The organism is Acinetobacter bouvetii (assembly GCF_902753875.1).
Lineage (GTDB): Bacteria > Pseudomonadota > Gammaproteobacteria > Pseudomonadales > Moraxellaceae > Acinetobacter > Acinetobacter bouvetii_A.
The window spans coordinates 1-15,139 of the sequence record NZ_CADDTS010000031.1; the positions used below are offsets into that span (position 1 = coordinate 1).

12 protein-coding genes and 4 pseudogenes are annotated in these 15,139 nt (G+C 41.3%); 4 read left to right on the plus strand and 12 right to left on the minus strand.

Features of this window, described 5'->3' with window-relative positions; translation table 11 throughout:
• Window positions 1-143 (plus strand): annotated as a pseudogene (locus FB6_RS08785) (IS5/IS1182 family transposase); the annotation flags it as partial.
• Window positions 144-202: 59 nt separating this feature from the next.
• Here FB6_RS08785 and FB6_RS08790 read toward each other — a convergent pair.
• Window positions 203-553 (minus strand): annotated as a pseudogene (locus FB6_RS08790) (hypothetical protein); the annotation flags it as partial.
• A gap of 41 nt (window positions 554-594) precedes the next feature.
• Between FB6_RS08790 and FB6_RS08795 the strand changes: the two are divergent.
• Window positions 595-1,762: pseudogene (locus FB6_RS08795) on the plus strand (IS3 family transposase).
• Window positions 1,763-2,048: 286 nt separating this feature from the next.
• On the opposite strand, the gene FB6_RS08800 reads toward FB6_RS08795, so the two are convergent.
• From FB6_RS08800 to FB6_RS16730, 11 genes and pseudogenes are all read right to left on the minus strand, one after another.
• On the minus strand, window positions 2,049-2,321 hold the full coding sequence (locus tag FB6_RS08800; protein WP_254592218.1) for a helix-turn-helix domain-containing protein: 273 nt from the start codon (window positions 2,319-2,321) through the stop codon (window positions 2,049-2,051).
• A gap of 158 nt (window positions 2,322-2,479) precedes the next feature.
• Window positions 2,480-2,812, minus strand: coding sequence for a hypothetical protein (locus FB6_RS08805; protein WP_174559651.1), 333 nt, complete (start codon window positions 2,810-2,812; stop codon window positions 2,480-2,482).
• Between the two features lie 513 nt (window positions 2,813-3,325).
• Entirely contained in the window at window positions 3,326-4,681 is a 1,356-nt protein-coding gene (locus tag FB6_RS08810) for an ATP-binding protein (RefSeq protein WP_174559652.1), read from the minus strand.
• A complete protein-coding gene (locus FB6_RS08815; RefSeq protein ID WP_086194903.1) occupies window positions 4,681-5,343 on the minus strand; it encodes a response regulator in 663 nt (220 codons plus the stop codon). Before FB6_RS08815 ends, FB6_RS08810 begins: the two co-directional genes overlap by 1 nt.
• Before the next feature lie 140 nt (window positions 5,344-5,483).
• Window positions 5,484-6,791, minus strand: coding sequence for a TolC family protein (locus FB6_RS08820; protein ID WP_174559653.1), 1,308 nt, complete (start codon window positions 6,789-6,791; stop codon window positions 5,484-5,486).
• Entirely contained in the window at window positions 6,788-7,114 is a 327-nt protein-coding gene (locus FB6_RS08825; RefSeq protein ID WP_016165445.1) for a DUF3240 family protein, read from the minus strand. The genes FB6_RS08820 and FB6_RS08825 overlap by 4 nt, the downstream gene beginning before the upstream one ends.
• Window positions 7,107-10,190 carry an efflux RND transporter permease subunit gene (locus FB6_RS08830; protein ID WP_174559654.1) on the minus strand — a complete coding sequence of 1,028 codons (3,084 nt, stop codon included), beginning with the start codon at window positions 10,188-10,190 and terminating at the stop codon, window positions 7,107-7,109. The genes FB6_RS08825 and FB6_RS08830 overlap by 8 nt, the downstream gene beginning before the upstream one ends.
• Before the next feature lie 10 nt (window positions 10,191-10,200).
• Entirely contained in the window at window positions 10,201-11,439 is a 1,239-nt protein-coding gene (locus tag FB6_RS08835) for an efflux RND transporter periplasmic adaptor subunit (protein WP_174559655.1), read from the minus strand.
• 127 nt (window positions 11,440-11,566) lie between these two features.
• Window positions 11,567-12,364, minus strand: a pseudogene (locus FB6_RS08840) (IS3 family transposase); the annotation flags it as partial.
• 319 nt (window positions 12,365-12,683) lie between these two features.
• On the minus strand, window positions 12,684-12,827 hold the full coding sequence (locus FB6_RS16725) for a DUF932 domain-containing protein (protein ID WP_409976752.1): 144 nt from the start codon (window positions 12,825-12,827) through the stop codon (window positions 12,684-12,686).
• A 1-nt stretch (window position 12,828) separates the two neighbouring features.
• Entirely contained in the window at window positions 12,829-13,014 is a 186-nt protein-coding gene (locus FB6_RS16730; protein ID WP_438819965.1) for a hypothetical protein, read from the minus strand.
• Window positions 13,015-13,540: 526 nt separating this feature from the next.
• On the opposite strand from FB6_RS16730, the gene FB6_RS08850 reads away from it, so the two are divergent.
• Together FB6_RS08850 and FB6_RS08855 are read left to right on the plus strand one after the other, a co-directional pair.
• Complete coding sequence (locus FB6_RS08850; protein ID WP_174559656.1) at window positions 13,541-14,548, plus strand: hypothetical protein; 1,008 nt, start codon at window positions 13,541-13,543, stop codon at window positions 14,546-14,548.
• A 98-nt stretch (window positions 14,549-14,646) separates the two neighbouring features.
• The gene (locus tag FB6_RS08855; protein WP_174559657.1) at window positions 14,647-14,880 is read left to right on the plus strand and encodes a helix-turn-helix transcriptional regulator; all 234 of its coding nucleotides are present in this window, start codon (window positions 14,647-14,649) and stop codon (window positions 14,878-14,880) included.
• Window positions 14,881-15,139 lie beyond the last annotated feature (259 nt).

Here is a 15,139-nt window from a genome sequence, read left to right on the forward strand (position 1 = left end):
GAAGAATTGGAATTGAGCATGTATTTGGCAGTTTGAAAACCTTCAAAATTCTTGCTGAGCGATATCGCAATCGAGGCAAAAGACTAGCATTAAGATTCAATCTAATTGCTGGAATTTATAACTTGGAACTGAGTGAAAAATGACTTATGAAAGAAATCTAATAAAGCCAACCTACGTTAGCTCCACTTGAAAAGCTTTTTCATTAAAATGCACCTCTGGTATTGCTAGTAATATTTCTATTTTCAAATAAATTTTCATCAAACTTAAATCTAAAACGCACATATGCACCTTGAAGCGTAGTATCGCTATCTACAAGATCATCATCTTTATAGCCAGAGAAATTATATCCCCCTTAAACCCATAAATTCACAGCAACTAAATAACCTACTTCAGCACCCAATAGAATACGTTTCCCCGAACTCATATTAGACCACAATCCACCTGTATGAACACCCGCATCCCAACGTTCATTGATGTCATACATTGCCCGACCACTGAGCATATGTGTCATACCACTTGACTCCAAACCAGAGTGGACTGCCACCACTCTCCTAGACAAATTTCGTCTATTCTTTTTGCATAGGAGAGAACCTTATGAGTGGACAAAGATATACCCCAGAATTTAAAGATGAAGCTGTTAAATTGATTACTGAACGTGGATATTCTGTCACTGATGTAGCAGAGCGTTTAGGCGTATCACAACACAGCATTTATAAATGGCTAAAGGCGCTACAGCCTTTACGTAACAACTCTGATGAACATGAACTACTCGAAGCAAAGAAAGAAATCCTACGTCTTAAAAGTCAGCTTAAACAAACTGAAGAGGAACGGGATATTCTAAAAAAGGCCGCAAGGTACTTTGCAAGCCTGCCCGAGTGAAGTATCAGTTTATCCTGGAATACAGCCATCAATTTAAGATTAAAACGATGTGTCGGGTCCTTAAGATCGCTCGTGCTGGTTACTATGCCTGGTTGCATGAACCCGAATCAGGCAGGACTATTGAAGATAAGCGGTTATTACAGCTCATCCGTTCTTCTTATGAGGCCAGTTATGGCATCTATGGTTATCGTCGCATTATGCTGGATCTAAAAGAATTGGGTGAAAGCTGCGGGCCTAATCGTGTGCTGAAGATCATGAAGAACAATGGTATTGCCGCTGTTCGAGGATATAAGAAGCATAAAAGCTATGGTCGTGGTCGTCCTCAGATTGTGCCACCCAATCACTTAAATCGAGAGTTTGTTGTAAACACACCTGATACCTCGTGGGTGACTGATATTACCTACATCCGTACTTGGCAAGGCTGGTTATATCTGGCTGTAGTTTTTGATTTATATTCAAGGAAAGTCATCGGTTGGTCAATGAAACCTATGCTTGCCAAGGATATTGTTTTGGATGCACTTCTTATGGCGGTATGGCGACGCAGACCCAATGAGCCAGTGATCATACACTCACTTGCGCAGCAGTGCTGCTCAGGTTCACAATACAGCAGTGGAGACTGGCAGAAATTCTGTCAGAAGCATAACTTGGTTCCAAGTATGAGCCGGAGGGGCCTTGCGCAGTATACTGCTCATGGGATAATGCTGTTGCTGAATCCTTTTTTAGCAGCTTGAAGAAGGAAAGAATTAAAAAGCGAATCTATAAAACACGAGAAATGGCCCGTGCAGATGTGTTTGATTATATCGAGATGTTTTACAATCGAATCAGGCGTCATTCGCATCTCGACGGGATGAGTCCAGAAGCCTTTGAGGCAGCTTCAAAATGAGGCTGTCTCATGTCTAGGATACTGGGAGCAGTCCACCTCAGTGTTCACTGAACAATCAAATACTCCAACTGTAAGCAATCTATTTTCAATTAATGCACCGATCGCATTGCTACAATTTTTTAACTGCCAGTTAAATTCAGCTTCAGCTCGCGCTCCTTTAAGGCTATAACTATGCAATCTCCTACTTTCACTTTGAAAACCATTTTCATCAATATAAACCAGTGGTAATTGTTGTTCTAAACATTCAATCAAGTTCTGAAATTGCCGACGTTGATTTTGATCTGCTTTAGGATGCTTTAACGTCTTTTTTTACGCGATATTCCTGCGGCATGTAGCGCATTAAATACTGCATGTGTACTGACACCAAAACGCTCAGCCTGTTCACTAATATAATCATCAGGTATTGTTCAACATCCTTCAATATTTGCTCTTTGCTGATTTTAGCTGGACAACCGGGAATAGGCCTATTCTCGGTCGATTTTTTCCATAGCTGTATCGTACGTGTGCATACTCCAAAATGCTGAGCAGCTTTACGTACTGACAATTGATCTCTGGTCATAATTTCTATGACTTTGTCTTTAAAATCTTTTGAGTACCCCATGTCTTATAATGTATTAAATATTTAAGAATTTAGCTATATTTATCCTCTGCTTCTTTTAGATTTGGTGTAATGAGTACAGGTGCTGATTGATTAACAGGATTATTTGGATCTATGACTTACCACTTTTTAATGTAATCAATATATAAATCATTACTAACTTCTTTACCATTAATTTTTATTTTTTCTGAAGGGATTTCCGCAAAATAACTGCTATGTGAATAGCACCAGAAACAGTTCCCAGGCAATCTTTGATTACCACCTAATATACCAACAACTGATCCTACAGGATCTGATTCATGAACTGCTGAATATGCACTACTATAATATCCATCTGTTGAAATATAGCCGTTTGTTAATAATTGATTTGCATAATCCTGAACATTTGTAGCTGTCCCGTAAAATCTGGACTGACGAATAGGAATACCTAATATATTTTGATTGTTGTTCAAATCCTGTAATACAACACTTGAAGTTAAGCCACCTCGACTATGACTGTTTAATATAATTCCAATGGAGGATTAGATATTAGAGCTGTCCTCATTTCATTTAACGAAGCAAATTGCTCTGTATCTTGTTTAATAAATCAGCAACTCCTTCATTAAACATTCAATTTTAAGCATCTAAATAGTCATTTTTGAGCTATTTATCAAATGAGGACAGCCCCTAGGGTCTATGGACATTTTCCGCGCAAAAAAAAATACAGTAAGTGATTATTCCCAGTATCCTACACAGGAGAAGTCTTATTTGGGAGACTGCCTCAAATATTTCTGAGCTCATACTAGAAATCAAGTTACGCTTTTAACAAAATTTCTGCCAATCTCCACTGTCATATTACAGACCCTTATCCAATTGTAGGATCGCAGGCTTATTTGACCTCTGCCGCCACACTGCCATAAGTAGTGGTGACAAGCCAATTTACAATTTTACAAATTACTCTTGAGTCCTATCTATAGCGTCATTATTTAGTTCTGATGGTTAAATTCAATCCTGGTCACCAGACCACCAATGGCATCCGCTCGGCGTAACTCAATTTTTCCGCGGTATAAATCGACAATTTGCTTAACAATCGATAAGCCTAGACCACTGCCAATAACTGTACTGTTCTGATTCACTCGATAAAATCTTTGAAAAATCAGAGGTATTTGTGCTTCATCCAAACCGATTCCATTGTCCTCAATCTGCACAAAACTATAATTTTCAACACAGCCACAACTGATTTTAATGAAACACGGACGTTCCTGGCTACGATAGATAATGGCATTTTCTAAAAGATTACGGAGCATAATTTCCAATTGATCCATTTGTGCCATGACCAGGGCTGACTCCAGTTGTAGCTGTAAGTCAATCTTTGCCTGACGAAGCTGAAAATCCATCATCGCAAGGGTACTTTGAATCATATTAACCAGATCAACCGGGCCTTGAATTTGTTGACCATTGGGTTCTATCCGGGCCAAGGTCAGTAACTGCGTGATCATTCGTGAGGCCTTATCAATGCCAATGATAATGTCCTCTGCTGCTTCTCGTGCCTCCTCAGTAGAACGTGCACTCTGCAAAACTTGTGCATGCAGGCGGATCGCCGCCAAAGGTGTACGTAACTCATGGGCTGCATTTGAGGTAAAACGTTTTTCACGTTGCATGCTTTCTGCAACTTCACTCAATAATGTATTTAATGACTTCACCAAAGGTTCGATTTCTTTGGGCACGACAGGGTTGATGGGTTTTAAATGTTCAATCGACTGCTTTTCCAGATTTTGACTGATACTGAATACAGTGGACAAATTGCTACGTACGGTCTGCAAAATCAACCAGGACAATAATGGTAAAAAAAATGCTGAAACTACTATTAAAAATAGTAGCATATCTCTCTGGATATCCTGACGGATAGTCCAGACCTGTGCAATTTGTACTTGTATAGTGTGGGTGCTGTCCCAAACCGAATAACTGCGATAGGTTTGATTGTGAATCTTAATCCAGCCAAAGTTGGCTTGCTGAACAAACGGGTGTGTATCCACGCCAACCGAACGATAAATCAACTTGCCATTACGATGCCAAATCTGAAATATAATCTGATTATAATGCTCACCTTGAGCTTTCTCGATGACAGTATGGTCAGGGATTCGCCCTTCCAGTGAACTTGAAGTGGTCGAGAGTAAAGCATGGGCGGTTTCGACCAGTGATTTATCAAATATATTGTTCGCCGTGCGCTGCATTCCCCAGTAGATACAGCCTAGACTACCCACCCAGACAGTGGCGGTGATAACCAGTAAAATCAATGATAGACGCCGGGTCAGTGAATAACTGCGAATGAAATTGGCCATCAATAATTTTCATCCATAATATAGCCAAAACCCTGCACTGTACGGACAATGTTTTTCCCAAGTTTGCGCCGTAAATTATGAATATAGACCTGGATCACATTACTGCTTACATCCGCATCATAGGCATAAAATGAGTTTTCTATGCTCTCCCGTGAAATAATCCGGCCACGGTTAAGGATAAAGAGTTCCAGCAAGTGAAATTCTTTCTGAGTTAATTCAACTTCAGTTTGATCTCTCAGTACCTGTTTGGTCGCTTTATTAACTGCAATATTGCCAATCTGAATCAAATCACTCACTTCACCTGAAATACGGCGCAATACCGCTTGAATCCGTGCAATGACTTCATACAAATCATATGGCTTAACTACAAAATCATCTGCTCCTGCATCCAAACCTGAAATACGCTCCTGAATTTTATCCTGAGCAGTCAGAATAATAACGCCTACTTTATTCTTTTTACGGCGCAGTGACTTTAAAACTTCCAATCCATTCCGGTCTGGCAAACCTAAATCAAGCAAAATAAACTGATAATCATAACTCGCCAAAAAATGATAGGCTTGCTCTGCTGTGGTGGCTATATCGACCACAAAATTTGCATGGTCTAAGCCTCGTGCTGTCGCCTTAGCCAGTAAGGCATCGTCTTCAACTAACAATATTCTCACGTCTGAGCTACCTTCTCATTCTGCTACTTATAAGCCTATATTTATTTCTGTGAAAGCGGCAGGTACTCTGGCCCAAGAAAGACAGAACACCAACCGAATAATGATCATACAAGGCATTGATATATCAGCACTCTACTATTTCACTCTGCCTGATGATCCTCATGTAAAGGCCATAACTGATGCGAATTCAGCAATAGTAAACTCAAGCTTTCTGCATAATCAATTTTGGCTTGATCAATTCGACCGCGCGCATCAACCAGTTGCTGTGAATGAAGTAACAGTTCATTTAAACTCAATTCACCAAGCTTATATGCTTTTTGCATCAATCCATGTTGTTGCTGTAACTGTGCCAAATTCTGTTGAGCCTGCTCACTCCGTACAGTTGCCGACTCCATCTGCGTGAACCAGTATTGCGTTTCCTGACGCAAACGGTTTTCTACTCGTCCGATCTCAAAATTGGCCTTTTGAGCTTCAGCCATGGCCATGCCAGAAGCTATACGCACTTGCCGACTGGCGAGTGGAATTGAAACGCTCACACTCATCAAGTTTTCAACACCAGACTGTTCACGACTATAGCCCACTCCGACCGTAGGATTAGGTATCCGATTGAGTTGCTCTCTTTTGACTAATGCATCTTGCTGTGCTGCCTGCGTTTTGGCCAGCTCAAGCTCATGGTTGGCAGACAAAACCTGCTGTATCCATTCAGTCTGTGTATATTCGAGTGGGCGAACTTTGATGACATCACTGCTCCAGTGTTCTGGAATTTTTCCCTGATAATCACGTGACAATAACTGCTGTGCTTGATAGTAAGCTGTTTTAGCCTGCATATATTGCTCTTCGATTTGCCGCGATTCATTGCTGAGCAGCATCAGCTCCAGCCGTGGGGCATCTCCAGCACGGATACGCTGCTGGGTCATTTGCATATAGTGCTGTATTCCTGCCTGCTGTTCCTCTATGCGCGTCAATTGCAAAGCACTGCGTATATAGGCAAACCACTGATTCAGCAAAGTTTTGGCAACTTCATGTTTGGCATCTTCATATTTTAATTCTGCAATACTCATCCCTCGTTGCGCCAAATCCTGATCCAGCCGGTATTTGCCAGGCAAACGAATCTGCTTTTCAACACCAAAGCTCGGCTCATAACTATTGGACTTTGTTTGAGCATCCTGGGCGTCGGTGTTACGAAGCTGCATCCCCGCACGCACGGTCCAGGGATGGCCCAGTTTTAGCCCCTGTCCTGCAAAATTGGCATAGTCCTGATCCGAAACTGCCGATCGAACAGTTGGATGCTGTGACAAGCTCTGTTTGACCGCATCGAGTGGCGGCAAGACCTGATCCAAAGCGGGTTCCGCGGATACGACAGAAGTCATCATCACACAACAGCCCAAGCCCAGTAAACGTAAGGCTTTACCCAGCAAATGGGGTTGAGTCGCTATTTCTGGTTTCATTCGTTCACTTCTCCTTGACCAGCATAACCCGATGTTATGGTTGGTAATACCCAATAGAAACAGTCACTTGATTTAAATTTCTTTTGGATATGGGCCAAAACTAAAGGCACAGTTGCGAGGGGTAAAATCAACAGAATCAAATTACGCTCAGTTGCACCCCGAATTTTTTCTTGAATGTTTCGATAATGTTGGCGGCTGCCGAAACCTTGTGCCGGAATACAAGTACATCCTGTCACAATCTCGGGAATAAGCCATAAATGGCTCATTAATTCTTCCGCAATATCACTGGAGATGTTGATAGAGAGTTGGCACATTTCAGACATGAGTATCTCGCACTAAACCAAATTGTTTGAACAAGTTAGGAAGTAAAATCAGCGTCAGTAAGGTACAGGAAATTAACCCGCCAATCACCACGATCGCCAATGGACGCTGAATTTCAGCACCTGGCCCAGTGGTAAAGAGCAAGGGAATTAAACCCAAAGCCGCGATACTTGCAGTCATCATTACTGGACGTAAACGTCGCATCGCCCCCTCACGAACCACCTCTTCAATTGCAACGCCGCGTGAAATGAGCTGGTTAAAATAACCGATCATCACCAAACCATTCAGTACGGCAATCCCCATTAATGCAATAAACCCGACCGAAGCAGGCACCGATAAATATTCACCAGTGATGGCTAAGGCTACGACTCCCCCAATTAAAGCAAAGGGAATATTCACAAAAACCAGTACTGCCTGACGAACAGACCCTAAAGTTGTAAAGAGCAGGAAGAAAATCATGGTCAACGCTGCAGGGACAACCAGCATCAGACGCGCTGCTGCACGTTGTTGATTTTCAAACTGTCCACCCCATTTCAATGAATAGCCGGCCGGTAATTTAACTTTCTGGGCAACCTGCTGTTTTGCTTCCTCGACAAAACCAACCAGATCCCGGTCACGCACATTGGCACGGACAACGGACATTCTTGAAGCATTTTCCCGGTCAATTTTGACGACGCCTTCAGTCTTGACCATTTCTGCTAAAGAGGACAACGGTACAGCCGCTGAGTTTGCAACAGGTAAATTCATGTTCGCGAGGGCAAAACTGGATTGTCCCAGACGCGGATCACCTTTCATCATCAATGGAACCGGTCGCCCCTGTTCAATAATCGAACTAATCTGCTGCCCTTCAATGAGCATTTTGAGTTGTGCCTGTATGCTTTGGCTATCTAGCTGATTGCGGACAGCCATATCACGACGAATACGTAATTCCTGATATTGCACCCCGGAATTTTCCAAAGTCATGACGTCTTCGCTGCCTTTGATCCCTTGTAGAACGGTAGAGATTTGCTTAGACAGCTGATTCAGCTGGTCTAAATCGGTACCAAAAATTTTGACGGCCAAATCTCCACGTACACCCGATAACATTTCTGAAGTCCGCATTTCGATCGGCTGACTAAAGGTGAGATTGACCCCAGGAACATCGGCCAATACATGGCGAATTTTGGCTAAAATCTGCTCCTTACTTTGTCCCTGCCACTGATCTTGCGGTTTCAAAATGACAAAGCTATCGGTTTCATTTAAGCCCATAGGGTCAAGGCCCAGTTCATCCGAGCCGGTTCTTGCCACAATGCGAGCCACTTCTGGAACTTGTTTTAGAATTCTTCTTTGAATGTCTAGATCAAGTGCAATCGAATTTTGCAGGCTGATCGATGGCATTTTTTCCAGCTGCAATATGGTGTCACCTTCATCCATTGTTGGCATAAAAGACTTACCAATGAGTGGGAAAATGAGCGCAGCAACCACCAAAGCGCCTCCGGCCAAAGCATAAACACGTTTCGGATGGGCTAAACTTGCATTTAACACCTTGCTATATGCCTGTTCCAGCTTAGCAACAATATACGGCGTGTGATGTGCTTGAGATTTTAAAAAATAGGAACACAGCACCGGAATAATCGTTAATGAAAAAATCAGTGAGCTCGACAATGCAAAGACAATGGTCAGTGCCACTGGAGAGAAAAGCTTCCCTTCCAGACCTTGCAACGTCATTAACGGAATGAAGACCAGCATAATAATGATCATTCCTGCAGTCACAGGTACCGCCACCTCACAAACTGCACGATAAATGACGTTCAGCGGGGGTAAAAACGAACGGTGTTTGGACTCGTGTGCATCTGCCAGTTGCATTTCGATATTTTCAACCACCACAACCGCCGCATCGACCAGCAAACCAATGGCAATGGTTAAACCACCCAATGACATCAGGTTGGCACTTAATCCAAACTGATGCATCATTAAGAAAGTACTCAATGCAGATAAAGGTAAAATGGCGGCAACCACCAAAGCAGCTCTTAAATTGCCTAAAAACAGCAGCAATAAAATCAGGACCAGTACAATCGCCTCGACCAAGGTTTTACTCACTGTATGAATGGCACGATTCACCAGTTCACCACGGTCATAAAAAGGCTTGATCGTAACGCCCGGGGGTAAGTTTTTCTCAATGTCATGTAAATGTTCACGCACACTTTGCACAACCTGACGTGCATTGGCGCCTTTTAAGGTGAGGACAATCCCTTCAACAGCTTCACCCTGACCATTTTCGGTTACCGCTCCGTAACGGGTAAGTGCACCGGTATGGACATCGGCGACATCCTTCACTTGCACCAGCGTCCCTTGATGATTGGAAACAATAATCTCACCCAGCTCTTGTAAATTGGTGACACGACTATCGCTACGAATCAGTAATGATTCTCCATTTTCATTCAGACGACCCGCACCGTCACTTGCATTGTTTAATTCAATTGCTTGTTTTAACTGATCAAGAGATAGACCTCTCGATGCCAGAGCATCCAGGTTGGGTGTCACTTCAAAGGTACGTGCCAAACCACCCAGGACATTGACATCCGCTACCCCTTCAATTTTTCTGAGCTGTGGACGGACGACCCGATCGAGCAAGGTTCGTTTTTCCATATCACTCATAGGACCATGTAAAGTGAACATAAAAGATTCACCTAATGGCGTCGTCATAGGCGCAATCCCGCCTGATGCATTGCCAGGCAAAGCTGGCATGACTCCAGTCAAACGCTCATTGACCTGTTGTCGGGCCCAATAAGGATCTGTCCCTTCTGCAAAATCCAGGGTAATGATTGCAATGGCATATTTAGATTGTGAACGTAGTACAGTTTGATGAGGGATTCCCAACATTTCCTGTTCTATCGGTACCACAATACGGCTTTCCACCTCTTCTGGCGTCATGCCAGGAGATTTCATCACAATTTGAACCTGTGTGCTTGATACATCGGGAAAGGCATCAATCGGTAATTTGGTAAATGCCAAATAACCCGCAACACTGATTGCCATACCCAATAACAGCATTAGGATTCGTTGACTCAGTGAAAATGCAATAATACGTTTTAACATGTGCCTAACCTCAATTCACCGCAGTGCTACTGCTGGCAGGTGGTGCCTGCTCTGCACCGAAACCTGACCAAACGGCTTTTAGACGTTCGACACCCCTCACAGCAACTTGAATTCCAGGTTTTAATGCATTTCCAATCACATGACTTTGCTGCTGGTTCGCCCCCACCAATTCCACTGGCATTGCCACGAAACCATTTTGATTTTTGATAAAAATGAAGTGCTTGTTATCTTTTAAAGTTAAGGCAGCACTCGGTATTACCCATGCGGTTTTTGTTGTCGGGTTATGGCTTTGAATATTCGCTTTAACAAACTGTTGTACTTTTAAACAGTTATCCTTGGCCTGCATTTGGACTAGAACATTTTGAGATTGCGTATTGCCTGAAAGTGCTGGTGCAATTTGTTGTACCTGCCCGGTAATTTCACACCCCTCAACTTTGACCAAATCGCCAATCTGGATATATTTGCTATCCGCTAAAGGGGCTTGCAGCATTAATTGCAAAGGTAGATCACTATTCACCAACTGGCCCAGTACTGCACCGGTTTCTACATACTGACCTGCAGATACCTGTAAACTTTCTACACTGCCTCTGGCTGGACTTTTGACATACACTACGGGATTCAATCCCTGACTGCTACTTCCGCCCATAAACTGCAACATGCGTTGCTTGGCATTCAGATCAATATTCAGTCGTTGCACTACATTCTGGGCTTCCTGTACACGTTTTTCAGCAATAATCCCTTCTGCATATAAACTGCGTTCACGTGCCAAATTTTGGCTGGCCAATTGCAATTGCGCACGAATTTGGAAAATGTCATTTTGAATCTGAATTAAATTGGGACTGTGAATGGCCAGTACAGGACTGTGGAGACTAACTTCTGCTAAAGGTTGCACCATTACCTGTTGCACTATCCCCGCTACAGGACTGGTTAAAACCACTTTACTTTCAGGTGACCACTGCGCTTGCCCCTGCAAAGTCAGTGCAAGTTGTACATCACTTGTCGCTTGCCCTAAAGTTTGTAATTGAATACCTGCTTGTTGAATCTGTTTGGGCGAAATTAAAATCTGATTACCAGAGACATCAATTGTTTCTGTTTCATTGGCGAGTACATTTTGTGTCTTTGATTTTTCCACTTTATTTTTATTTAGTAGTAAACTACTGCCCCACCAAATTCCTAAAATCACCAAGACCAATGTGCAAATACTGATAAATAGTTTTTTATTTTGTAATACACTCACCTGCTGACTCACTGATCTACCCTCAAAAATATTTTCTCCCAGAGTAAAATCAAGTTCTTAAGATCTAATTAAATTTGGAAATTCAATTTTTTCGGGGCTTGGTAATCCTCCCATAAATAACCGAAGTTAAAAGTAGAGGTTAAGCAGCCATTAGAGGTGGCCCTCCTTTGTTTGCTTGGTGTGGTCTTTCATGGTTGTAATGCCACAGCCAACTTGTTGCATAATCTTGTACTTCTTCCAGTGTGTCAAATAGATGCTTGCTTAGCCAGCTATAACGTATAGTCCGATTATAACGTTCAATATACGCATTCTGCTGTGGCTTACCTGGTTGAATATATTCAATACGAATACCTTGTTCAGTTGCCCAGCGTACAAATTCATGACTGATAAACTCCGGGCCATTGTCACACCGAATAACTAACGGCTTTTCTCGCCACTCCAGCAACTGATTCAACGTACGAATAACCCTGATTGTCGGTAATGAGAATCCTGCTTCAATGGCTAAACCTTCTCGACGGTAATCATCAATTACATTCAATAATCGAAACTTGCGACCATCGGAAAGTTGATCATGCATAAAATTTAATGACCAAACCTGATTTTCTCGGATTGGATCTTTCAATGGTTCAGGCGCGTGCCGTTTTAGTCTTTTTCTCGGTTTAATACGCAGATTTAGTGCCAACTCACAGTAAATGCGGTAAACCCGCTTGTCATTCCAGCAGTGATTCTCAACATGTCGTAAATATGAGAAGCACAGACCAAATCCCCAATCGGAATTTTCCTCAGTGAGTTCAATGAGCTGTTCAGCAATTAATGCATTGTCATCGCTAAGTTTAACCTGATAACGGTAGCAGGTTTCACTAATGCCAAATGCAGAGCAAGCTAAACGGATACTAACCGCATGCAGGGCAACGGCTTGTTGAGCCATCTGACGTCTATCTTTGGCTGAACTGAGTTCCGCTCCACGACCCTGTCCATTAAACATGGTCATGAATTTAGACATGGCACGGCCATTCGGTTCCATCTTGTTGTCTGCTTTAGTGGCTGGGTTGGCTTGGGTTGCCACATTACGATAGAACTGAATAATACTCTCGTCCTGTTCTATTAGACTCAGGTTGGTGTTGTTAAATACCGCATCAAAATAAACCACAGCTTCGGTCTAGGTCACTTTATGTTGACTGAGCTGTTTCATTTCATACATGTGTTCATCCCATGCACGCAGAGATACGCCCAGCTGCTGTTTAATCTTTTGGGCATCAAAGTGGGTGTTGCGGGACTTTAACTACACCGGCACTACTGTCCTGTCCTTTTAGGGCAATCGCCAAGGTGTTATTACACACCACACGGATGGAGATGAATTGCGTAGTCGCAAGGGTTCCATCACAGCCCGCTGCCAGCAAGTTATAGCCATTGCTGACTTTTTTCTTTTAAAGCAGAAGCCTGTTCAATACGTGCTAAAGCCCAGAATTTCATGTATCCTTTAAGCACACTGGCTATCTCCAGTTGAAAGCAAGACTGCTTTGTTAAATCAGAATAAGAAGTTAAGTATTCCCATCGGTAGACTTCCTGATAGCTCCGGCTGAACATAAATAAAGGCGCATGGGTATCGGAGCGATATAAAACATATATTTTTCATAAGGCATAATAATGCTTTGCCAGCATTCATTCTGGGCATCATATAGCTGCATTGGAGGATTTGTTACACAATTCAATATTTTAAGAACCTCAATTTTTATTTATAGCACAAATAACGTCTATCAATCTGCATAGGTTTGACCCGCCAGCTTATTGCTATTCAACAAAAATTACTCACCTAATTCATTGAAGCCCTCTCTATAAAGTACTGATGCATGTTATTTTATCCAAACGCATCCAATGTCTTCCTAAAAAATTAAATTCAATATTTTTAGACAAGTAAAGATATATTTATTTCAAAGACTTAGTGTCGCTTAATTTCAACTACTGAAGCAATCAAATTTAATACCTTTTACATGAATTCATTATTTCCTGAATCATCTTGTAAGATGCTGATAAGAAATGTATTAATTATTAAGTCTGTACATAAAAATGGCTAAGTCTGTACAGAAGTTAAGGGGTTACTTAAGGAGTATTTATGCCAAGTTCTCAGCTACAAGAACAAATTCAGACGATCAATGTGCTAGAGCAATTTATTTTTGACAAAATCTGCTCGTCTCCATTTTTGGGTTTCCATAAATCTATCCTCATGGCATCTAATGAAGAAGATTTAAGGCAGGCAATATATACCTTGATTGACGAAGGTTATTTCCAAGAGTTGGAAGAAGATAAAATAAAAAGACTTTGTAACAAACCTGTTAAGGCATTTTTTCCAGATCAGGATGGGAATGATCAAGTTGCAAAGCTTGATTTCGAATATCGCCCCAAACATTATCACGAAGTACTTCAAGCTATTCGTCAATTTAGATTTTCAATAAAATCTAATGCTTTAGAAAATATTCAAAGTGAATTCAATAAAATTCGAACTACTTATTCATCACATGTAGATTGCATGAATCAGAAAATGCTACCATCTATTCTAAGAAATTTTTTAGAACAAGGGGTCTCTAAGTCCTTCAAAAAATATAATTTTCAGCGCATACGCAAACAACCCTTTTACAACTTTGTGGAAAGTTATATTCAGAATTATAGAGGCCGAAAATTTAGTAGTTTAAAGGAAGTATACAAAGACTTAGATTTGAAAGTGACTGCAATAATTTCTCAATCTATCCAAGATGAGATCAATCATTTAGAAGATTTATTAAAAATTATGGTAAACAAACATAAAGAATGCTCAATATTCAACCATCGCAAAGCCATTATACCTTTATCTGTTGCTGAACAAATATCGTTACTTAAGCAAGGCAAACCTATTTCATCTACGTCATTCTATTCATTGCAGGACCTTACTGATTTTCAAGAACAGTTCGAATCGTTCAATGACTGGAAAGAGAATATTGAAAATAAAATTAACACTTTAAAAAGTGAACTAGTAACTTTTAATAATCCAGATGCCCCTTTTGAAAGAAGCAAGGCTTACCTAAATGAAAGGCCCGACCTAAAAGAAAAACTCAAGGAAAAATGCATAGTTAATAAAAAATCCTAGCATATCTTTATCATTTCCCCCGTTGACGAACTTTTGATGATCTCTAATGTTTTATTTTTTTCCTTGATTAGTCCAAAGCTAATCTATAAGGAGTAAAAATGAACACATCAATCAATCCAATCCAAATGCTTAGACTTCGTGAGCTTATCAAACTGATTGGTTTATCTCGGTCATCCATTTATGACCGACTAAACCCACGCTCGAAACGTTACGACCCTGACTTCCCCAAGCCAGTGAAGTTAAACCGGGCTTCACGCTGGTTAGTCAGCGAGGTTGAAGAGTGGATTAGAAATAAAATGTCCTGCCGAGATCGAGCCGATTCGGTGAGCTAATTCTGTACAAACAGTTTCTCAAAAACATGCACGATTCACGCAACTTTTGAGTTTAGCTCTTCGGATTAGCTTAGGGTTTGAATTACGGTATTTATATCATTTATATAATACTATCCAATGACTTATCTATATCTTTATAGAGTATGTAATTGGCTTAATATTCATATAAATAAAAACTTGAATTTAACTACATAAATACAAGTACTAAATACCCTATTCCATAACCTCTTCTATCTAACCAAATTATATTCCCGCATGG

Coding starts and splice junctions, on each gene's coding strand:
- FB6_RS08800 (WP_254592218.1), bottom strand. CDS start 2,321: ATGACCAGAGATCAATTGTCAGTACGTAAAGCTGCTCAGCATTTTGGA.
- FB6_RS08810 (WP_174559652.1), bottom strand. CDS start 4,681: ATGGCCAATTTCATTCGCAGTTATTCACTGACCCGGCGTCTATCATTG.
- FB6_RS08820 (WP_174559653.1), bottom strand. CDS start 6,791: ATGAAACCAGAAATAGCGACTCAACCCCATTTGCTGGGTAAAGCCTTA.
- FB6_RS08825 (WP_016165445.1), bottom strand. CDS start 7,114: ATGTCTGAAATGTGCCAACTCTCTATCAACATCTCCAGTGATATTGCG.
- FB6_RS08830 (WP_174559654.1), bottom strand. CDS start 10,190: ATGTTAAAACGTATTATTGCATTTTCACTGAGTCAACGAATCCTAATG.
- FB6_RS16730 (WP_438819965.1), bottom strand. CDS start 13,014: ATGTTCAGCCGGAGCTATCAGGAAGTCTACCGATGGGAATACTTAACT.
- FB6_RS08850 (WP_174559656.1), top strand. CDS start 13,541: ATGCCAAGTTCTCAGCTACAAGAACAAATTCAGACGATCAATGTGCTA.
- FB6_RS08855 (WP_174559657.1), top strand. CDS start 14,647: ATGAACACATCAATCAATCCAATCCAAATGCTTAGACTTCGTGAGCTT.